20 protein-coding genes are annotated in these 21,660 nt (G+C 44.1%); 10 read left to right on the plus strand and 10 right to left on the minus strand.

Going from position 1 to position 21,660, the window contains the following annotated elements:
• Positions 1 to 21: 21 nt before the first annotated feature.
• The 4 genes from minE to KYS23_RS06135 all read right to left on the minus strand — a co-directional run bounded on the left by minE (position 22) and on the right by KYS23_RS06135 (position 3,547).
• Positions 22 to 276: a cell division topological specificity factor MinE gene (minE, locus tag KYS23_RS06120; protein WP_159532953.1), complete on the minus strand. Its 255-nt coding sequence runs from the start codon at positions 274 to 276 to the stop codon at positions 22 to 24.
• The gene (minD, locus tag KYS23_RS06125) at positions 276 to 1,085 is read right to left on the minus strand and encodes a septum site-determining protein MinD (protein ID WP_159532954.1); all 810 of its coding nucleotides are present in this window, start codon (positions 1,083 to 1,085) and stop codon (positions 276 to 278) included. The genes minE and minD overlap by 1 nt, the downstream gene beginning before the upstream one ends.
• Before the next feature lie 29 nt (positions 1,086 to 1,114).
• Positions 1,115 to 1,858 (minus strand): septum site-determining protein MinC, encoded by a 744-nt coding sequence (minC, locus tag KYS23_RS06130; RefSeq protein WP_159532956.1) that lies wholly within the window; start codon positions 1,856 to 1,858, stop codon positions 1,115 to 1,117.
• A 297-nt stretch (positions 1,859 to 2,155) separates the two neighbouring features.
• Positions 2,156 to 3,547, minus strand: coding sequence for a class II fumarate hydratase (locus KYS23_RS06135; protein WP_218398249.1), 1,392 nt, complete (start codon positions 3,545 to 3,547; stop codon positions 2,156 to 2,158).
• 450 nt (positions 3,548 to 3,997) lie between these two features.
• Here KYS23_RS06135 and KYS23_RS06140 point away from each other — a divergent pair, with 450 nt between their 5' ends.
• Positions 3,998 to 5,134 (plus strand): putative manganese transporter, encoded by a 1,137-nt coding sequence (locus KYS23_RS06140; RefSeq protein ID WP_220100008.1) that lies wholly within the window; start codon positions 3,998 to 4,000, stop codon positions 5,132 to 5,134.
• A 93-nt stretch (positions 5,135 to 5,227) separates the two neighbouring features.
• On the opposite strand, the gene KYS23_RS06145 is transcribed toward KYS23_RS06140, so the two are convergent.
• Positions 5,228 to 5,953: a DUF6776 family protein gene (locus tag KYS23_RS06145; protein ID WP_218418217.1), complete on the minus strand. Its 726-nt coding sequence runs from the start codon at positions 5,951 to 5,953 to the stop codon at positions 5,228 to 5,230.
• A 117-nt stretch (positions 5,954 to 6,070) separates the two neighbouring features.
• Here KYS23_RS06145 and KYS23_RS06150 point away from each other — a divergent pair, with 117 nt between their 5' ends.
• The 3 genes from KYS23_RS06150 to KYS23_RS06160 all read left to right on the plus strand — a co-directional run bounded on the left by KYS23_RS06150 (position 6,071) and on the right by KYS23_RS06160 (position 8,444).
• Positions 6,071 to 7,747 (plus strand): chloride channel protein, encoded by a 1,677-nt coding sequence (locus tag KYS23_RS06150; protein WP_218418218.1) that lies wholly within the window; start codon positions 6,071 to 6,073, stop codon positions 7,745 to 7,747.
• A 2-nt stretch (positions 7,748 to 7,749) separates the two neighbouring features.
• On the plus strand, positions 7,750 to 8,178 hold the full coding sequence (gene hemJ / locus KYS23_RS06155) for a protoporphyrinogen oxidase HemJ (RefSeq protein WP_159532966.1): 429 nt from the start codon (positions 7,750 to 7,752) through the stop codon (positions 8,176 to 8,178).
• A gap of 68 nt (positions 8,179 to 8,246) precedes the next feature.
• Positions 8,247 to 8,444, plus strand: a complete 198-nt coding sequence (locus tag KYS23_RS06160; RefSeq protein WP_159532968.1) for a hypothetical protein — start codon at positions 8,247 to 8,249, stop codon at positions 8,442 to 8,444.
• On the opposite strand, the gene KYS23_RS06165 is transcribed toward KYS23_RS06160, so the two are convergent.
• Entirely contained in the window at positions 8,441 to 9,118 is a 678-nt protein-coding gene (locus tag KYS23_RS06165) for a UPF0149 family protein (protein ID WP_218418219.1), read from the minus strand. The two genes, KYS23_RS06160 and KYS23_RS06165, sit on opposite strands and share 4 nt — an antisense overlap.
• 203 nt (positions 9,119 to 9,321) lie before the next feature.
• Here KYS23_RS06165 and KYS23_RS06170 point away from each other — a divergent pair, with 203 nt between their 5' ends.
• On the plus strand, positions 9,322 to 10,518 hold the full coding sequence (locus KYS23_RS06170; protein WP_159532972.1) for an Nramp family divalent metal transporter: 1,197 nt from the start codon (positions 9,322 to 9,324) through the stop codon (positions 10,516 to 10,518).
• Positions 10,519 to 10,610: 92 nt separating this feature from the next.
• On the opposite strand, the gene KYS23_RS06175 is transcribed toward KYS23_RS06170, so the two are convergent.
• From KYS23_RS06175 to typA, 3 genes are all read right to left on the minus strand, one after another.
• Positions 10,611 to 11,756, minus strand: coding sequence for a MalY/PatB family protein (locus KYS23_RS06175; RefSeq protein ID WP_218418220.1), 1,146 nt, complete (start codon positions 11,754 to 11,756; stop codon positions 10,611 to 10,613).
• 137 nt (positions 11,757 to 11,893) lie between these two features.
• Positions 11,894 to 12,289, minus strand: coding sequence for a response regulator (locus KYS23_RS06180; RefSeq protein ID WP_159532976.1), 396 nt, complete (start codon positions 12,287 to 12,289; stop codon positions 11,894 to 11,896).
• 180 nt (positions 12,290 to 12,469) lie between these two features.
• A complete protein-coding gene (gene typA, locus KYS23_RS06185) occupies positions 12,470 to 14,299 on the minus strand; it encodes a translational GTPase TypA (protein WP_159532978.1) in 1,830 nt (609 codons plus the stop codon).
• Between the two features lie 432 nt (positions 14,300 to 14,731).
• Here typA and glnA point away from each other — a divergent pair, with 432 nt between their 5' ends.
• From glnA to glnG, 4 genes are all read left to right on the plus strand, one after another.
• Complete coding sequence (gene glnA, locus KYS23_RS06190; protein ID WP_057789700.1) at positions 14,732 to 16,141, plus strand: glutamate--ammonia ligase; 1,410 nt, start codon at positions 14,732 to 14,734, stop codon at positions 16,139 to 16,141.
• A 105-nt stretch (positions 16,142 to 16,246) separates the two neighbouring features.
• Positions 16,247 to 16,816, plus strand: a complete 570-nt coding sequence (locus tag KYS23_RS06195) for a DUF4124 domain-containing protein (protein ID WP_159532980.1) — start codon at positions 16,247 to 16,249, stop codon at positions 16,814 to 16,816.
• Between the two features lie 126 nt (positions 16,817 to 16,942).
• Entirely contained in the window at positions 16,943 to 18,028 is a 1,086-nt protein-coding gene (glnL, locus tag KYS23_RS06200; RefSeq protein WP_159532982.1) for a nitrogen regulation protein NR(II), read from the plus strand.
• A complete protein-coding gene (glnG, locus tag KYS23_RS06205) occupies positions 18,018 to 19,427 on the plus strand; it encodes a nitrogen regulation protein NR(I) (protein ID WP_159532984.1) in 1,410 nt (469 codons plus the stop codon). The genes glnL and glnG overlap by 11 nt, the downstream gene beginning before the upstream one ends.
• A 115-nt stretch (positions 19,428 to 19,542) precedes the next feature.
• Here glnG and KYS23_RS06210 read toward each other — a convergent pair whose 3' ends face one another.
• Complete coding sequence (locus KYS23_RS06210; protein WP_159532986.1) at positions 19,543 to 20,682, minus strand: HD domain-containing phosphohydrolase; 1,140 nt, start codon at positions 20,680 to 20,682, stop codon at positions 19,543 to 19,545.
• A gap of 232 nt (positions 20,683 to 20,914) precedes the next feature.
• Here KYS23_RS06210 and KYS23_RS06215 point away from each other — a divergent pair, with 232 nt between their 5' ends.
• Positions 20,915 to 21,640 (plus strand): 1-acylglycerol-3-phosphate O-acyltransferase, encoded by a 726-nt coding sequence (locus KYS23_RS06215; protein WP_159532988.1) that lies wholly within the window; start codon positions 20,915 to 20,917, stop codon positions 21,638 to 21,640.
• The last annotated feature ends 20 nt before the right edge of the window (positions 21,641 to 21,660 follow it).

Here is a 21,660-nt window from a genome sequence, read left to right on the forward strand (position 1 = left end):
CACCTATTCCTAGCCCTAACTCTAGCTTTCAGGCAAGGTAACGTTAAGCTCTAGCACGCTGCAATCGTCACTGCTTTCCAACTGTACCGATACTTGGTCATCTGCAATGCTCACATATTTGCGTATCACCTGAATGATTTCTTGCTGCATCATTGGCAGATAATCTGGCTCGGTACGTTTGCGTCTTTCATGCGCAACAATTATTTGTAGCCGCTCTTTGGCCATGGCCGCAGTGCGCGGCTTTTCCTTTTTCTTTAGGTAATCGAAAATACCCATTACTTGCCTCCTAGCAGGCGTTTAAAGAACCCTTTCTTCTCTGCTTCTAGAAATCTATGTTCAATGGTTTCGCCTAATAAACGGCGAACAGCGTCTGAATATGCCTGACCTGCGTTAGCTTCTAAGTCTAGAATAACTGGCTGACCTTGGTTAGAAGCCTTAAGTACGGCTTCCGATTCAGGAATAACACCCAATAATGGTATCGCTAATATTTCTTCAACATCAGCCACGCTAAGCATTTCTGCACTTTCTACTCGCAAAGGGTTATAGCGAGTTAGCAATAAATGTTCTTTTACTGGCTTACCTTGTTCAGCGCGCAAAGACTTACTTTGCAAAATACCTAAAATACGATCTGAGTCACGTACCGAAGAGACTTCTGGGTTAGTCACAACGATAGCTTCATCGGCAAAATACAATGCCATTTGAGCGCCTTGTTCAATACCGGCTGGTGAATCACAGATAATAAAATCGAAGTCTTCTTTTAACTCATTAAGTACGGCTTGAACCCCATCGATGGTAAGCGCGTCTTTATCACGTGTTTGTGATGCTGGCAGAATAAACAAGTTGTCGGTACGCTTATCTTTAATTAGCGCTTGTTTCAGCGTGGCTTCTTTATTTATTACGTTCACGAAGTCGTAAACCACGCGGCGTTCACAGCCCATGATCAAATCGAGGTTACGTAAGCCCACATCAAAATCGATGACTACGGTTTTATGACCCGCCAAGGCTAAACCTGTACTGATAGCGGCACTTGAAGTCGTTTTACCAACCCCACCTTTACCCGATGTTACTACAATAATCTTTGCCATTTTTAATTCCTTGTAGAATACGTTAACACTTAGGCGATAGGCTCAATGTGTAACGTGTCCTCTTCTAAATAGATTTGTGCGGGCTGTTTCCAGCATGATGCTTTTACGGTTTCATGCATAATGAATTGCCCAGCAATTGAAATAAGTTCTGCATCTAACGACTGACAAAAAACGCGGGCATGCACGTTACCTTTTACGCCCGCCAGAGCTCGGCCTCTAAGTGTGCCGTAAACATGAATATTTCCATCTGCTAATACTTCTGCCCCTTCGCTCACCGCAGCGGTAATCACCAAATCACCACCCTCAGCATAGACTTGCTGCCCTGAGCGTACTGGGCGGCTAATGACTTTTACTGGTTTAGTGGCAGCTGCTGGTGTCGGCACTGGTGAGGATGCTGCTGGCTCATTCGCGGCCTGCTCTTTTAACGCAGTGCTTTCTGGTTTTGTTGTTTTCAACGAGCTTTCTGTAAATTTACTTTGGCTAACATCTGCTAAGCCCAAATCGTTGATGACACTTCTAAGTGCCCCTACTTCACCGCGTACCGCCATAGGTTGAAGCTTAAAGCGTCGGCAAAGCGCAACGAGCAACTCGAACTCGGTAGCACTCAGTAATTTGACTAAATGCAATATTAGCGATGATCGAGTGAAAAACTGGGGTGCACTATTTATCTTTTCAGCAAGCTGAGATTCAAAGGTATCTGGATCAAAATCGATCACTTCTAACACGATACTGGTTAGTGTAGTGCCCTTCATGCGAAAGCATGTATCTGTCATTAATTATTCCTGAGTAATTTTTATTGCTCAACTGCCCAACCATGAGGGCTTAAAGCGAGTATGCACTCTATCAAATTCCGCTTCATCGGCAATAGGCAAGCGCTTAACAAGCGCACAACTGCTCACAAAACAACCACAATCTAACATTCCTTTGCACTAGGCATCTAGTATCGACCTAAAATTGCATTGAAAATCCGTAAAAAAAGCGTGGGGATCCACGCTTTGCATACCATTATTTTGTTCATAGCTCCTTTCAACCAGGAAATTAAAGCTCGGTTAACCGCCCTACTAAATGCCTTAGCGCTGAGTTTCAGTCAGTTTTTTAGGGTCTAATAACGATTCCAGCTCAGACCTTGGCAAGTCGGTCATCGCTTCTGCAACATCGATAACGGGCATTTTATCTTTGTAAGCTTTTTTCGCTATTTCTGCGGCTTTCGCATAACCAATGATAGGGTTAAGCGCAGTCACTAAAATAGGATTTTTCGCCAATGCTTTCTCAAGGTTCTCTTGGTTAACCGTAAACCCTTTAATGGCCTGCTCGCCCAAAAGCACACAGCTATTCGACATTAACTTGATGCTCGACAGCAAATTATCGGCAATCATAGGCAACATAACGTTAAGCTCGAAATTGCCCGACTGCCCGCCCACCGTTATGGCTGCATCGTTTCCCATCACCTGTGCAGATGCCATCGCTACCGCTTCGGGTATTACGGGGTTCACTTTGCCGGGCATAATAGATGATCCTGGTTGCAATGCCGGCAGCGATACTTCACCTAAACCAGCAAGGGGTCCTGAGTTCATCCAGCGTAAGTCATTTGAAATTTTCATTAAGGTAACGGCGAGGGATTTTATCGCGCCTGATAAAGTTACCGCCGTATCTTGCGAGCTAATTAATGCAAAGCAGTTGTCAGCAGGGGTAAATGCTATACCTGTAAGGTCAGATAGCTTACTGGCAAAGGTTTCAGCAAAGTCAGGATGTGCATTTACTCCTGTGCCTACTGCCGTTCCACCCTGCGCTAACGTTTGAATGGAGGGTTGAAGCGACTTTATTGTCTTACGTTGCTGACTAAGCTGCGCAGACCAAGCACGTAAACTTTGATCCATCCTAACTGGCATAGCATCCATTAAGTGTGTGCGGCCGGTTTTGCAATAATCAGACACTGAATTTGCTTTGGTATCGATGATATCGATTAGCTTCGTAATGGCCGGGATAAGCGATTCTGTCAGCTCAATGGCGGCACTTGCATGAATGGTAGTGGGAATAACATCGTTTGAGCTTTGTCCGTTGTTGACATGATCGTTAGGGTGGACCGCTTCCCCTTCATGTTTACCTTGTTGCTGATTCGCCAAGTTAGCGATGACCTCATTGGCATTCATATTGGTGCTAGTGCCTGAGCCTGTTTGAAATACATCTACCGGGAAGTGCTGCTGTAACTCGGGCTCATCAAGCAATGTGTCACAGGCCTGCTGTATAGCGTCGGCAGTTCCAGCATTAAGGGTTTCGAGTTTTTTGTTCGCAAGTGCAGCGGCTTTTTTAATTGTCACTAGGGTGCGAATAAAAGTAAGCGGCATTCGTTCGCCGCTTAATGGAAAATTATTAATTGCGCGTTGTGTCTGTGCGCCATATAACGCGTCGCTAGGAACTTCGAGCTCGCCCATGCTGTCACTTTCTGTTCGGGTATTTGTCATTACTGTCCCCTTAATCTGATGAAATAAACGTTACTCTACTCTTGCCTACTTCACCCTGCACGGTTTGGATCCTTATTTATCCCTTTCAACAACAGTGCATCCGTCAAGACATCGTTCAGTATCTATGATTTGTTACTACTAACGATGAGTATTGACAGGTTGCCATTAAATGATAATAATTACTATTATCATTTAATGTGATTATAGCATGATCTGATCACGTGAAAGTTCGTAGGAATTAGTACAGTGTATTAACAAAGCTCATTACGTGTGCCTTTGATAAAACCTGTTATTTTCACTGTACCGTGTGGCGCTGTACCTTATAGGACTGTACCTTTTAGTACTGAACCTTGAAGTACGACCACCTGTTGCTGCCGCCTGGAGTCGCGAGTGTCCTCCCTAACTTCAACTGAAAAAATCAGTAAATACAAAATTAGGCAAAAAACACTAATGTTAAACAAGCGCCTCTTCTTGCCGGCGTTTGTTGTCGTGCTTCTTGTTTACTCATTCACTCGGGAAGCAACCATCGCAGTTCTGTCCGATGCCTATTTCCAAGTATCAGCATTTGTTTATGCATCACTGTCTGTTTATTACATTGCCACGTTAAAGGTATCCGCTGAGGCCATCGGCGATTTTATGCGCAAGCATCCGTTTTATGAAGTAGGCTTGGCGTCCTTCCTTGGTGCCCTTCCCGGCTGTGGGGGCGCGATTATTGTGGTCACTCAATATACTCGAGGTGTCACAAGCTTCGGTGCTGTGGTTGCTGTGCTAACAAGTACCATGGGTGACGCCGCGTTCTTGCTACTGGCGCAAGCGCCGTTTGATGGCTTAACCGTAATGGGTGTTGGAATGGTGGTGGGTACCCTAACCGGCGTTGCTGTGAACCATTTCCACAATTACCAGCCACCGTCCTCAGCCAATACCCTTAATAGTACCGATCATAATGAGCAACCATCTACCACTGCCTCCTCTTTAATTGATAAACTTTCTACGTACTTTTGGCTGGTTGTGGCGTTACCGTCACTTGCCATTGCACTGGGCTTGTCGTTTCAATCGCCAGTGCATGAATATCTGGGTGTAACGGAACCTACGTTGCAACTTATTGGTGCCGTATTATGTCTGTCGGCAATTACACTATGGTCGTTAAACGGTGGAAGTACAGGTTATGCGTCGCTTACCAGAGAAGATGCTATTACGCCTCCCCCTCGCTGGCAGAGTAAAGCAGCGTTAGACACCCAATTTGTATTAGCTTGGGTTGTCGTTGCTTTTTTATTGTTTGAATTATCTATACTGTGGTTTGGACTCGATATAGGTGCCACACTAACCTCTATGGGCGCGAGCGTTGTAGGTTTAGCAATTGTGGTTGGTTTTTTGCCTGGGTGCGGCCCACAAATTTTAGTGACCAGTCTTTATTTAAACGGGGCAGTGCCATTTTCAGCTCAGCTTGGTAATGCAATTAGTAATGATGGCGATGCACTGTTTCCCGCCATAGCACTGTCACCAAAAGCTGCCATTCTAGCAACTGCCTATTCCGCTGCTCCTGCCGTAGCGGTAGGCTATGGGTATTATTTTTTATTTGAGAGATAGCGATGTCAGTGAGGCTGCTAGCAGCAAATCACTTTTGGCTAGACACTTTTGGGCAAGCACGTTCGCAAGCGCATCAAGTACAACGACAAGGCGCTATTGAGTATCGTCTAATATGCTGTCACTGTTCAATGCGTCTTCCCATGTGACCTTTTTAGCTAGATCTCCACGCCGAGAATTATACTGAAATACGGTAGTAGTAAGAGTAATTGATGTCGGTTGAAAACCATCGGGTAGCGTAAAGCTTGTATTAACGGCTTGAAAATACTTAAACCTGTACTCTATTTCTTGCGAAATAAACCCAGGGTCACCAATAGAAACCGTTAACTCCTTCCCTTCACGTTCACCTGATAAAGTGATAGCAAGTTTGCCCTTAACTAATGCTTTGTTTTGTCGCTGCTGCAGCACGACAAAACGCATTTGAAACTGATTAGGTTCTGCCAATGAGACAACTTCGACCCCTTCAATGACAAAACCATCCTGAGTGGTTTCAGGTGCCATAATTCGTTGATAAAAAGCGAGTTGCTCTTGAAGCTCAGTCTGTTCTTTTTGAAGGTTATTGAGTTGTTCCGAAATCGATTTTTTTTCTAATTCTGTTAAATGCAATGCGACTTCTAATTGATTAACCTGAGTCACATATTGATTGTTTTCACTTACCAGTAACGCAATGGTTTTATCTTGAGCGTCAACCTTCAAACTGTCGCCCTCCTCCGCTATCCGCGCTAGCTTGTAGCCAAACGCCATCATCAACAGAGATAAAGCAGCCACAAGCAATGACCACTTATAATTACCTAGGAGTTGTTTCAATTTATCGGTTGTCATGAATAGTTTTTGATTCTTAGTGAATGTGAGCCAGATACATTAAATTTCTTAACATTATGAATTTCAAGTGTTTGTGGTAAGCTGCTTATACCTACGATTTCTCTACTGTATCACAACATGCGTTTGCAGGCTTTACGACAAGAAGTGGCTCACCCGAGGACGTCTATACAACTTTGCCTCTTGGGTATTGTGGGCGGCGTAAGCGCAGCATCGTTGATCATCATGTTTCGACTTTGCGTGGAGTGGCTTCAAGCATCAGGTTTTGGCGCACTGCGGGAATGGTTCAATGATGAATGGCCCGTTTGGTTTCTCATGCCCTTGCTTAGCGTGCTGTGTATTTTGCTTATTGCCTATATCACGGGCTTTAAGCACTACCGAATGGGTATTCCCTTTGTCATACACCGCGTAAAATATTACTACGGCCATATTCCCTTTCGCACCACCATTAATCAGTTCTTCGGCGGCATGTTGGCACTAGCGGGTGGCTTCGTGGTAGGCCGCGAGGGTCCCTGCGTTCATTTAGGTGCATCGGCCAGCAGTTTCTTAGGTCAATGGCTAAGACTTCCCTATAACAGCATTCGTATTCTCGCCGGTTGTGGTATTGCGGCGGGTATATCCGCTTCATTTAATACTCCGTTTGCTGCGGTTATTTTTGTCATGGAAGTGGTATTACGAGAATATAAAATACATATATTTGTGCCCGTTATGCTTGCTGCTGCGTGTGGCTCGGTGTTAACCCGTATCGTATTTGGGCAAGTGAATGAGCTTTCATTTTTGTCTTTTACCGCATTTAGTCAGTGGATGTACTTATACCTTATTTTGCTGGGCGTTTTACTCGGTATGCTCGCTACATTATTTAATAACCAACTTATGCGGGTAATGACCTGGTTTAGACCTGTCCCCATGGTGTGGCGACTCATGCTGGCGGCGCTAATAACAGGCACAGTGGGTATGTTGTTGCCCGAGGCGTTAGGGGCGAACTTTATTGATGTTGAAACCTTATTTGCCAGTAACCCAGAAACGCTTTTACTGTGTGCCATTTTAGTGAGCAAAGTAGTACTGGCTGTTTTTGCTATTGGACTGGGTATTCCCGGCGGAATTATCGGTCCTGTGATGGTTATCGGTATGCTTGCAGGCGCGGTACTGCTAGTGCCATTGTCATACTTTATCGACGTGCCTGAGTTTACTAATAGCTTTGCCTTATTGGGCATTGCAGGCATGCTTACCGCTGTACTTCACGCGCCTCTCGCCGCCTTATCTGCGGTAATGGAGCTATCTTACAGCCCTGAAATCATCTTGCCCGCCATGTTGGTTATCGTGCCTGCTTATGTGACATCAACACAGTTTTTCGGCAATCGGTCGATTTTCATTCGCCAATTAGATTATCAAAACTTACCCTATGCCATCTCTTCTATTCGTGAAGCCCTTGAAAAGACTGGCGTGCTAGCTGCATTAAGCAAAGACTATAAGCTTTTTCATGATGCTCCAGATAAGGCACTTGAAGACTATTTATCGAAAAATCCAACGAAAATCGTAATTCAACAATCAAATTTTGAAATAGATGTGCAGTATCGTCTGGTCCAATATAATGTGAGCTTAGAGCACGATGCTAATGCGCTTAGTTATCACGAGATGGAAGGCTTAAATGCCCAAAGCACGCTCCATGAAGTATATGAGCATCTTAAAAATATGCGTTCTGGTGCGGTTTATATTTACGATCAGGAACTAAACGACATCATTGGCGTTATTACCTGGAATATTTTGCAAAGCTTTTTACAAAAGGCACAGTATTAACAATGTACATTTTATGGTTTAAAGCACTTCACATTTTTTTCATGTTGGCGTGGATGGCAGGAATTTTTTATCTTCCTCGGCTGTTTGTTTACCACGCTGAAGCCACGTCGCAAGAAGTGAAAGACCAGTTTAAAGTAATGGAAAGAAGGCTGTGGTTTTTTGTTACCCCGTTCGCTTTTTTAACCTTAGCGTTTGGCGTCGCACTTATTGTAAGCTATGGAAGTACGTGGTTTAAAATGTCGGGTTGGCTGCATATTAAATTTATGCTTTTACTTGCGCTTTACAGCTATCACTTCTATTTGTTTAAGCTAGTAAAGCAATTCTCCCGTGACGAAAACCGTCACAGCGCCAAATTTTACCGCATTATTAATGAAGCACCGGTACTGCTTATATTGGCTATTGTTTGTTTAGCAATACTAAAACCTTTATAAATTCGATAGGCCGTGTTACCACGTAATACAGTTATGGATTAACCATTAAATAACCTAAAGGAAACTACATGGATGATAGTAACCAACATTTAAAAGATTTGTTATCGCAAACTGATTTAGCGTTTAAAGCGTTGATGCGCCAGCCGGGCTCTAGTGAGTTAAGTAATGCTTACGACAACGCTAAAGCAGAGTTAGACGCCTATATGAAGTCATTGCGCAACACGCTTTCTCAGCGCAAACAGCTGCAACGCCAGAAAGCACGTTAAGGAAGTTTCATAAAGGTTTCAAACTGGTTGGGTAATGCTGCGCTCAGTTCACCAGCCAGAGCAATATAATCTTGAACCATCGCAGGGAGCTGCTTCCACAATAAAGGTAAGTTTTCTTTTAGCTGTTGTGCTTGGCTGGGATTACGATACTGCAATGCCAGTTTAACATTCGCCAGGGTAGTAAATAACTTTAAGCAACGAGACAGTCGTTTCTCTGGGGTATCTGAGCTACCACTGTCTTCACGATAGGCATCTTTCGCACTTAACTTTCCCCACGCCTGTTGCCAGACATCTTCCAGTTGCTGGTGCACGTAAAGCAATCCTTCAAGCCATTGAGCTAATTCAGCGGGTATTTCAGGAGCAGTATCAGCTTGCCCTTCTGAATACTCACAGCGCATTGGCATTAAGGGTTTCTCGTCCGTCATACACTGCAGGTGAGCCCTTAAGTTATCCATCAGCACATCCGCCAATGCATCTACATCTTCGTCTACCAGCGCACTTGACGAGCTTTGTATCATCCATGGCATCCACTGCTCTGGCATAGGGATTTCTGGTGACGCTGCAACTGCGAATATCATACCGTCGGCTTTATAAGCGCTAGGTAGCACATGCGTTAACTTGCCCTTTTCAAACACAGGCAAAAGAATATCGATGGGACGCGCCTTTTCTGACATTAAAAATTCCTACAAGCGGTTGAAATGACCTATTTATTACCTGTACCCTTCGCGCCCCTTTTTATGTTGTATTAAAAGCGCGATTAACGATTGCTTTCAATACACTGCAACATAGTAAGCCAGTAGCGATGGAGTTAGTCTGCGTGGTTGCGCAATGGCTAACCTATTGTCATGATAGCAAAACTAAACTAAGAGTGACTGCAATGGCAAAAGATAAATCAGGATATATTATCGCGGCCGCCTTCATTGGCCCAGGTACAGTAACAACGGCGAGTCTAGCAGGCGCTAACTTCGGTTTTCATTTGGTGTGGGCGTTATTGTTTTCAATTTTTGCCACCATTGTATTGCAAGATATGGCTGCTCGCTTGGGGGTGGCAACGGGCAAAGGCTTGGCATCAGCGATGAAAGACATGGTATCGACGCCGTGGCTAAAAATGCTATTCATCGCCTTAATTGTCAGCGCAATTGGTATTGGGAACGCCGCCTATGAATCAGGTAACCTTACCGGCGCCGCCATTGGTCTGGATGCTTTTTGGGAAATTGGCACGGGCACCTGGGCACTTATTCTTGGCGCACTTGCCATAGCTCTACTGTGGACAGGCAGCTACTCATGGATAGAAAACGTTCTGGTGTACCTCGTATTTATCATGGCTGGCGTATTTTTCGTTACCCTGATAGTCGCTAAACCCGATATACCTTTAATGTTTAGCCAGCTCCTTCAACCTCAGCTTAGCGCAGACTCTATTACTACCATTCTTGCGTTAATAGGCACCACCATTGTGCCTTACAATTTATTCCTCCATGCAAGTCTTGTGGCGAAGTCATCTAATAATGCAGACAAAGCTAATGCCATTAAGGGGTGCCGCAAGCAATCGGCAACCGCCATTAGCATGGGTGGCTTAATTACCCTTGTTGTAATGGCCACGGCCATGATGGCATTTTTTAACCAAGCGGCTACGATGGATGCGAGCAACATGGGTGAGCAATTAAAACCTGTGTTGGGCGATAAAGCCCAATGGTTCTTTGCACTAGGCTTATTTGCGGCAGGGCTAACCAGCGCGATAACTGCGCCACTTGCGGCTGCATATGCAGTTTGTGGAGCACTTGGGCTGTCTGATAACTTGAAAAGCAAAGGGTTTCGCACGGTGTGGCTGGCAATAATTGTGTGTGGCGTTGCCGTTGCTGCACTCGGTTTTAAACCCTTGCCTGCTATCTTATTTGCTCAAGCTACTAACGGATTATTGCTGCCTATTATTGCTATCTTTTTATTAGTGGTGATGAATAAAAGCAACGCACTTGGTGAATTCAAAAACACCCCATGGAGCAATTTTGCAGGCGTTCTAGTGGTATCTGTTGTGGTGGGATTGGGGCTTTACAAACTCACCAGCTTATTCATATAAGTTACACGGCATTCAGCCACAAAAAAGCCCGTTATGCGATAAGCAAACGGGCGTTTTTATATGCTATGTTTAGTGAGTGGCTAACTGGTCGGCTACATAGCTAGACGTTGTAGCACATCGTTGAGCATCAACTGGCTACAGCCGAAATTTATTCGAAAGTGATCGGCTTTGTGAAAATCTGCACCAGGAGAAGGGCCTACGCCTTTTTCTTCTGCCCACGTTTGTACATTTTCAACCCCTAAACCGCTTGCGTCTACCCATGCTAAAAACGTGGCTTCTTGCTTCAACATAGATAGCCCATCTATGCCGTTTATCGTTTCATACACGGCATCACGGTTAGCGCGCAAATACTCAAGCTGAGCACTATGCCAATCATCACACAGCGTGAAGGCTGCCTCGGTAGCCGCTAATCCCAACACATTGACCCAAGGTACAATACCCGCAGCAGCACCGGTAAATTGCTGCCGGAGTTTAGGGTCTGGAATAATCGCAAACGAGGTACCCAAACCAGCAATATTAAAGGTTTTGCTAGCGGCCATTAAGGTAACGCTGTTGTTGGCTAGGTTCGCTTCACGTCCAGCCGGAATATGCTTAATTCCAGGCTCTAAAATCAGGTCACAGTGGATTTCATCAGAACATAAACACACGTCATTGGCGTTACAAATATCAGCAACCCGATCTAGCTCTGCTTTGGTTAATACCGAGCCAACTGGGTTCATCGGATTACAAAGAATGAATAGCTTACATTTAGGGTCGGCAGCATGGGCTTCTAGCGCTTCAAAGTCTAATGTATAGCGGCTCTCTCCCGACTTAGTGTCAATCACTGTGCCTATATCGATGCGCTCTAGTTCATTTAATTTTGGTGCTGCTAGCAAAGGCGGGTAATTAGGTGTTTGAATAAGCACCTTATCGCCAGCTTCACAATAAGCTTTACAGGCAACGTTAAACGCAGGCACAACGCCTGGCGTCCACACAATCCACTCTGCTTTCACCTCCCAGTCGTGCTTGTCTTTCAACCAACGCTGGATTGCACTAATCGCACCTTGATGTTGACCAGGTAATACATAGCCCAAATTGCCATGCTCAACTTGTTCAGAAATTGCATCCAATATTGGCTGAGCGCATCGAAATTCAGTATCGGCAACCCAAGCAGGAATAATGTCCTTACCTATATACTTTTGCCACTTAAACGAATAGGTATCTTTACGAGGTGGGGTTTGGTCAAAATTAAACGTCACACTTACATCCTGTTGCCATTACATTATGAGCACCAGTGTAATAATTCGTAAGCATATAAACTAGCGCTGCTTAGACCATTTAGGACTTTTTTATTTGTTTGCTAACGCCCTTGAATGCTTTACTAAGGAGTAGCTAGTTATTCGCTTACGCGACTTTTAGCATTTGCTAGCGCTACGGACTTGGCTTTTGCGGCCAGGGAGTCCATTTGCAAGGGTTTTGCTAAAAAACCAGATACACCTAACTTGCGCGCTTCCATGACGAGTTCTTTATTGGGATCACCAGTGATCAGTAAAAACGGAACAGATAAGTTCGCCGACCGGCATGCCTTTAACAAACTTAATCCGTCATATTCTTTCATGACTTGGTCGCTAATAATCAATTGTAACGTGTCTGGCGTTTGTTGAAGCAAGAATTCACGGGCAATTTTACTTCGGCTAAACGGGTAAACCGTCGCCGATAAACGGGTTTCTAATGCATCGGTAATAAGATCGAGCGTAATAACATCGTCTTCAATAACTGCTACAGAGAACACGGGCTTTGCCTTTTTAATTTCATTAACTTGATGATAGAGGCCAAAGTCGATGTTGCCAACTCATCTTTCGTCGACATTTTGGCAAAAACGTGAGCATAAAAAAACGCCAGCTTGAAAGCTGGCGTTTTTGAATCATCTTAATGCATTTGAAAACTAATTAAGTCATCAAAGCGGAGGTGATTACTTTTTCTCGCGTGAAGAACGCTTACGTTCGTTTTCAGTAAGTAACTTCTTACGAATACGAATAGATACAGGCGTAACTTCAACTAATTCGTCTTCATCAATGAACTCAAGCGCTTGCTCAAGCGACATCTTGATAGGCGGAACCAAAGTTTGCGCTTCATCAGTACCAGAGGCACGAACGTTAGTTAACTGCTTACCTTTAAGGGCGTTAACAGTTAAATCGTTATCGCGGCTGTGAATACCGATAACCATACCTTCGTAAACTTCTACACCGTGACCGATAAACAAACGACCACGCTCTTGAAGGTTAAACAAGGCGTTAGTTAGGGCTTTACCGTTAGCGTTAGCAATAAGAACACCGTTCTTACGCTTACCAATGATACCGCCTTTGTATGGGCCATAGTGATCAAACGTATGATAAAGCAAACCTGAACCAGACGTCATCGTCATGAATTCTGTTTGGAAACCAATCAAACCACGGCTAGGAATAACGAAGTCGATACGTACACGGCCTTTACCATCTGGAGACATGTTGGTCATTTCAGCTTTACGCAGACCAAGTTGTTCCATGATAGAGCCCTGATGCGCTTCTTCACAGTCTACCGTTAGTGTTTCAAACGGTTCTTGTGTTTCGCCATTCTCTTCTTTAAGAATAACTTCTGGACGTGATACTGCTAGCTCGTAGCCTTCACGACGCATGTTTTCAATAAGGATACCCAAGTGAAGTTCACCACGGCCTGATACGCGGAATTTATCCGGATCTGGCGTTTCTTCAACACGAAGTGCAACGTTATGTACTAGTTCGTCGTTCAAACGCTCTAGAATGTTACGTGAAGTAACATACTTACCTTCTTTACCAGAAAACGGTGAAGTGTTTACCTGGAAGGTCATAGTAACTGTTGGTTCATCAACAGATAACGGCGTCATCGCTTCTACTTGGTTAACATCACAAATAGTGTCAGAGATTTTAAGCGAACCTAAACCTGTGATTGCGATAATATCGCCAGCGCTTGCACCTTCAACTTCATGACGTGCTAGACCAAGGTAACCATATACAAGGCCAACTTTACCGTTACGCTTCTCACCTTCAGCGGTAACAACAGTAACTTGTTGGTTTGGCTTAACAGTACCGCGTTTAATACGGCCAACACCAATTACACCTACATATGAGTTGTAATCAAGTTGAGAAATTTGCATTTGGAATGCACCAGTGGCATCTGCATCTGGAGGCGATACTTGGTCAACAATCGTTTGGAACAATGCGTTCATGTCTTCAGCTGGCTCGTCGGCGTCTAATGAAGCCCAACCATTTAGTGCTGATGCATATACAACTTGGAAATCTAACTGATCGTCAGTTGCGCCAAGGTTGTCGAACAAATCGAATACTTGATCCATAACCCAATCAGGACGTGCGCCAGGCTTGTCAATTTTGTTGATAACAACAATTGGCTTCAAGCCTTGAGCAAATGCTTTTTGTGTTACGAAACGCGTTTGAGGCATTGGACCTTCTTGCGCATCTACTAGAAGCAACACTGAATCGGCCATTGACATTACACGCTCTACTTCACCACCGAAATCGGCGTGTCCTGGAGTATCTACGATGTTGATACGGTAGTCATTCCAGTTAATAGCAGTGTTTTTCGCTAAGATTGTGATGCCGCGTTCTTTCTCGATGTCATTCGAGTCCATCACGCGCTCTTCTTGCTCACCGCGAGTTTCAAGAGTGCCTGACTGTTGTAACAGTTTATCAACCAAAGTTGTTTTACCGTGGTCAACGTGAGCAATAATAGCAATGTTACGTAATTTATTAATATCAGTGGTATTCATCTAGGGAGCCTGTGTAAATCATTACATGATGTTAAGCATGCATTAGATTTGTTGCAAAAAATGCAGATAGTAAATTTTGCGCGGATTGTACAGAAAAACCACGGCGTTTGCGCACCTTTTTTTTAAAGGGAGGCATGTTTTTCACTATTATAGTCTTTGATTAACGAATTTATTACTTTCGAGCCCTGTTTTCGGTGGTAAGTGAAGACAAGTTAATCTAGGCTAGCTTACGGCTACCTAAATTTAATTTGCACCAAAATATAGCGATTAAGCACCATTTGTGTGCAACACCATTAGTCATTCCGTTATCCTCTTGCTGCTAAGCCAGCAAAATTGGAATCACGATAGATGGCATGAAAATCGCTTTTAGTTTTTCCACTGTTGGGATGAAGCTGATCATTCCGCATTTTTACATTAAACCTGGAGGACACGATGTCAGTAGAAAAGGCATTAGAGCTGATTAAAGAAAGTGAAGCGAAATTTGTTGATTTGCGTTTTACTGATACTAAGGGCAAGGAACAACACGTATCGATTCCTGCCGCTACGGTAGACGAAGAGACATTTGAAGAAGGTAAAATGTTCGATGGTTCTTCAATTGCTGGCTGGAAAGGCATTAACGAATCAGACATGGTACTTATGCCTGATCCTACGAGTGCGGTAATCGACCCATTCGCAGAAGAGACTCAAGTAAATATTCGTTGTGACATCTTAGAGCCTTCTACTATGGAAGGTTACGAGCGTGATCCACGTTCAGTTGCGCGCCGTGCAGAAGAATACCTAAAATCTACCGGCATTGGCGACACTGTATTCTTCGGCCCAGAGCCAGAATTCTTCCTTTTTGACGATGTTAAATTCCACACAGACATGGCCGGCTCTTTCTACAAAATTGATGCTGCTGAAGCAAAATGGAACTCAGGCGCTGATTTTGAAGGCGGAAACATGGGTCACCGTCCTGGTGTTAAAGGCGGTTACTTCCCAGTTCCTCCAGTAGATTCAGCGCACGACATTCGTGCTGCAATGTGTTTAGTAATGGAAGAAATGGGCTTAGTTATTGAAGCACATCACCATGAAGTTGCTACTGCTGGTCAAAACGAAATTGCTTGCGAATTCAACACACTAGTAACGAAAGCAGATGAAATCCAAGTTTATAAGTATGTAGTACATAACGTAGCTCACGCTTATGGCCAAACTGCTACATTCATGCCTAAACCACTTGTAGGTGATAACGGTTCTGGTATGCACTGTCACCAATCAATCGCTAAAGATGGTGTAAACATCTTTGCGGGTGATAAGTATGCTGGTCTTTCTGAAGAAGCGCTTTTCTACATTGGCGGTATTATTAAACACGCTCGTGCAATCAACGCTTTTGCAAACGCATCAACAAACTCTTACAAGCGTTTGGTTCCAGGGTTTGAAGCACCGGTAATGCTTGCATACTCTGCGCGTAACCGTTCTGCATCTATCCGTATTCCATACGTAACGAGCGATAAAGCACGTCGTATCGAAGTACGCTTCCCTGACCCAACAGCTAACCCATACCTTGCTTTCTCAGCAATGCTTATGGCTGGCCTTGACGGTATTAAGAACAAGATCCACCCTGGCGATTCTATGGATAAAGACTTGTACGACTTACCACCAGAAGAAGCGGCAGAAATTCCAACCGTTGCTAGCTCGCTAGAAATGGCACTAGAAGCATTGGATAACGACCGTGAATTCCTTAAAGCTGGTGGCGTTATGACTGACGACATGATTGATGCGTACATCGATCTTAAGTCTGAAGAAGTAACTACGCTTGCCATGACAACTCACCCAGTTGAGTTCGATATGTACTACAGCGTTTAATTAACGCTTAAGTGCTTCAATATACAAAAGCCCGCTTATGCGGGCTTTTTTTTATGCTAAAGCTTTTCTACTATATAAGTAAGAAACTATGAGTGGGTCTCCCTATTGAATATTTATCCCTACATTGTGTTGCTTATGGTGATGGTGTTAACTCCCGGTAAAAGCCATGGGCAAAGCACATCAAATGATCCTGAGGTGTCTACCACCACAAGCTCTCCTGTGTACAAGGTTAAGCAGGCTGACGGCACTATCCTTTATACCGATAGCCCCTCACCGAAAAGCGACACCGTTGAGTTTGATGCTAAAACACAGAATGTAGTGTCCAGTCCCTCAACACCTAAACCCGTTCTGGCTCAAACAACTAAATCGAAGAAAGTAGCCTATAAAGTGGTTATAGCCTCTCCGGCCCCTAATGCCACCCTTCGAAACAATGCCGGAAACGTCACCATACGTGCGAACCAACCGACTTCAGTGAAAGCGCCTCGCTATCAATTAATCTTTGATGACGCCCTATTGCAGAGCAATACAACAGGCGTATTTACCTTAAATGGCATAAATCGGGGCGAACATCAGTATAAGGTTGAGCTCACAGACAATAAGGGCAAGACTCTTGCATCCTCCGCACTACAAACGCTGTTTCTGCATCAAGCTTCAGCGTTAATAAATAGCAACTAACGTTCGAAAGTAGCGCAAAGCCCGCACCATAGCGGGGAACAGAAAAAAAGTAACACCAATTCTGTGCCTACAATTTTTGCCGATACGTTACAATGCACCTATATAGTGCAAAGGAGATAAGCTCGGATGCAATCAACCGAGTTAGACACGCAACAATTTTTGAACAGCCTGAATACTGCGCTTGTAATGGTGGACGATAGATTAAATATTGTTTATGCCAACCACGCAGGGGAAGCGCTATTTGAAACAGGTAGAAAGCAACTATGCGGCCATCGTCTTGACGACTTTTTTCTGCCTGGAAATATCGATACCACTCGCTTACGCGCAGCGCTAAGACACGGAGAAGACTTTACCGAAAATGAAATTCGCCTGTGTTTTAGAGATAACCGCAACGTCATGGTTGATTTAACTGTCACGAACTTGCAATTAGAAGAAGGGGCTAGGCTGCTATTTGAAGTAAAAAAAATAGACCAGCAAAAAAGAATATCCCGTGAAAATTTACAAAACGCACAACATTATGCAGCTCGTGAACTTGTTCGTGGGTTAGCTCATGAAATTAAAAACCCATTAGGGGGCATTCGCGGGGCGGCGCAATTACTTGAGAAAGAATTGAGTGAAGGGCACAAAGAATTTACCCAAATGATCATTGAGCAATCTGATCGACTACGTAATTTGGTCGATCGCTTGCTGGGGCCAAATTCACTTCCCAGATTCAATTGGAGTAATGTACACCAAGCGTTAGAGCAAGTTAGAAGCCTAATGCGGGTTGACTCAGAAACCCCCATTACCATCATTCGTGATTACGACCCGAGTATTCCGCCGTTAATGATTGACGCTGATATGATTCAGCAAGCCGTATTGAATATTGTCAGAAACAGCATTCAGGCGCTAACCGAAAGTGAAACGCCCAATCCTCAGATTCGTTTAGTAACACGCATTGAAAGACAGATGACAATTCAGGGACACCGCCATGCGTTAATCGCTAAAATTAAGGTCATAGACAATGGCCCAGGCATTCCCTCAGAAATAAAGGACACGCTTTTTTACCCCATGGTGAGCAGTAAGCAAAATGGTTCCGGCTTAGGGTTATCGATATCGCAAACATTGATAAACCATCACGGCGGAAAAATAGATGTAGATAGCCACCCTGGGCACACCGAATTCGTAATTTATATTCCGATAGACCGCAAGGAGACAGGCAATGACGAATGAGTCAGTATGGATTGTCGATGACGACAGTTCTATTCGTTGGGTGCTTCAAAAGGCCTTACAAACAGCAAGCATCGGATGCTTGTGTTTTGAAAACCCACAAGATTTACTCCTTCAGTTACAAAGCGGTCAAGCGCCGGAAGTGATTATATCTGATATTAAAATGCCGCAGATGGACGGAATGACACTCCTAAACGAAGTGCATGCAACCCACCCTATGATGCCCGTAATTATTATGACGGCGCATTCAGATTTAGACAGTGCGGTAAATGCCTATCAAAAAGGGGCGTTTGAATATCTCCCCAAACCTTTTGATATTGATGAAGCGGTAACACTCACACAGCGTGCGTTAGCCCATGCAAGAGAGCAGTCGAAAACGCAGCAAGCCCCTCAGGACGATCCAGAAACAGAAATTATCGGTGAAGCACCCGCGATGCAGGAAGTTTTCCGTGCAATCGGCCGATTATCTCGTTCATCAATTAGTGTCTTAATTAACGGCCAGTCAGGTACCGGTAAAGAGCTTGTTGCCCACGCTTTGCATCGCCATAGCCCGCGCTCTAGCAAGCCTTTTATCGCACTTAACATGGCCGCTATTCCAGCTGATTTGGTAGAGTCGGAATTATTCGGTCATGAAAAAGGGGCGTTTACCGGTGCACAAAATGCTCGCCAAGGCCGCTTTGAGCAAGCTGATGGCGGTACCCTTTTTCTTGATGAAATAGGTGATATGCCGTTAGACGTACAAACTCGACTTCTTCGTGTTTTAGCCGACGGACAATTTTACCGAGTGGGCGGCCACCAATCTGTGGCAGTAGATGTGCGTATTATTGCTGCAACCCACCAAAACTTAGAAAAGCGTGTGGCTGACGGAAAATTTCGTGAGGATTTATTTCACCGTTTAAACGTTATTCGTGTGCACCTACCGTCTCTATCTGAGCGCCGTGAAGATATTCATTTATTAGCGCGTCACTTCTTACGCCGAGCAGCTAAAGAGCTAGATGTAGAAGCAAAAAGCTTAAGTAAAGATGCCGAAAAGCTGATGGCTCAGCTTCCTTGGCCAGGTAACGTGAGACAACTCGAAAACGTATGTCGATGGCTAACCGTAATGGCCAGTGGACAAGAAGTTCTGCCAAGTGACTTGCCGCCTGAAATCCACGGTGACAGCAGCATAGAAAAGCCCGCCGCCGAAGCGGGAGATTGGCCAGATTTACTCGCCCGCTGGACTGACAAGCAACTTCGCGATGGCAGATACAATATTCTGAATGACGCTATGCTTACGTTTGAAAAGATTATGTTAGAACGTGCCCTTCAGCATACTCACGGCCATAAGCAAGATGCCGCTAAGCGTTTAGGTTGGGGGCGTAATACCCTTACTCGCAAATTAAAAGAGCTAGGTATTACGTAATTCAAGGTAGGTTTTAAGCGCTACAAATACACAAAAGCCCGCTTTATTTATTGTTAAATTGCGGGCTTTTTTATGCTTGTTGAAAACAAAAAATATGTTCGTAGCTAATCGGAGGCTAGCCGCCCTTTTTCAACAGACTTGTCATAGCTTGGTTGAACAACCTAACCCACTTCATGCTAAATTGGCCTTTAGCGCTTCGGTTAATTTCAATAACCGCCTCTTTCTTGGATAGTTGCTTATCTTCATTATGAGCCCGGGAATGTGTCATTGCATCATAAGTATCAACAATAGCTAGTAACTTAGCGCCATCACAAATACCTTCCTCTTTCAGGCCTAATGGATAACCGGTTCCATCGGTACGCTCATGATGCTGCATCACTATTTTACGGGCCAAATCCCATTGATCTAAGTGCTCTAGCAAACGAGAGCTTTTATACACATGGGAGCGCATTAAGTTAAATTCTATATCAGTTAACGCTTCGCTTTTATGCAATAGCTTTAATGGCATGAAAGCCATACCAAAATCATGCACATAACTGGCTACGGCTAGCTGAGACTCATCAATAGGTTTACCCGCTGTGCTGTTAATGTATATCGCTAACTTAGCTACCCTATCCCCCCTACCAACCCAAAAATTCGAGCGTTTCTCAATGGTTTGCATGAGATCGCGAAAGAAAAGAACATCCAGTTTCTTTTCACTACTCATGTCTTTAGGTATACCCGACGTTGCCAAAGTAGGCGGTTTTATTTGAATATTTTCAGGGTTGTTGTCGTCGGTGATCACGTCTAGCGCTGGGTTGAGTAATAATACCGCTTCGGTGAGGCGTTTCTCATGTTCATCACCATTATCCGGCGTAATTCGACTTATCGCCATGACCAACTGTTGATGCAAGGTATCGTCATATTCGGCTTTTCCTTCAGCCATAACAGCTTCTACAAATGCCTTGACCCTATCCATGGTAAGTAATACCAAGTCACTCATGGTACTGGTATAAGATACTTGCCCTTTACGTAAATAGTCGAGTAAGTCTTCCACATGTTGAAGCAAGGGGATCATGGGTGAAAAATTCACTAACCCAAGGTCGCCTTTAATCGTATGGATTGAACGGAACAACGCACGTTGCAGTTCATTGTCCTCTGGACGAAGCTCTAATTCGATTAATGTCTGCTCACTCGATTCGTAAAGCTCATTAATTTCTTCCATTAAGTCACAAAGAATATCTTCTTCGAGGTCGTCAGGTACAAATGTCTGCATTATAGATACCGGGTTGGTGAGGATGAGGTTGCACTTTCTCTTATTGTAAGATGCTATCGACCAAGTTACCTCATACTAAAGTTAAGTATTTTATATTAACTTGCCCATTTTGAACGTATTTCTAGCTATTCCATGGCAACAGAACCGTTAAAGCATCTATAATAGCTCATCGGACAAGTGTACGCTGAAACTTACTTTATACTTCGCGCGTCATTTATATTCAGGAGCCACTTTGATAGCTTTACTACGCGTACCTACGCTTTTACTCACCTTCTTGCTAGTTAATATAGCCCTATTTGCAGTATGTATTTTTCGCCCGTTCCATAAAGATAATGTGCATACGGCGGGTAAACTTTATTCGTTAATGTCTTACGTAATGGGTTTAAAGGTGATTGTTCGAAAAGACCCGGCGGTAGACATAAAAGAACCCTACGTGTTTATTGCTAATCATCAAAATAGCTACGACGTGATGACGATTTGTAAAGCCGCATTACCCGGCGTTGTCACCATTGGCAAGAAAAGCCTTAAGTGGATCCCGATTTTCGGTCAAATTTATTGGCTATCAGGTAATATCCTCATCGACCGGAAAAATTCCGGCAAAGCCCGAAACACATTAGATATTGCAGCCAACCGTATAGCTAAAAAGCGTACCTCTGTATGGTTCTTCCCTGAAGGAACACGAAGCTACGGACGCGGTTTATTGCCTTTTAAACAAGGCGCATTCCGACTGGCGAAAACCACCAATGAACCCATCGTCATGGTTACTGCGAGTAACCTACACAACAAAGTAAAGTGGAATCGGTGGGACAATGGCGTAGTACTTATCGATATTAGTGCGCCTGAAGCCCTCACCGACGAAAAACCAATTAAAGCATGGATGCAGTATTTCAACGACCAGATGAAAAACAAGATGGCCCAGTTGGATGCTGAAGTCGCTGAAATGGAAAAAAGCAGGTAAACTTGCGAAAAATGATTGAG

The sequence above is a fragment of the Alteromonas lipotrueae genome (assembly GCF_019249255.1).
GTDB classification, from domain to species: domain Bacteria; phylum Pseudomonadota; class Gammaproteobacteria; order Enterobacterales; family Alteromonadaceae; genus Alteromonas; species Alteromonas lipotrueae.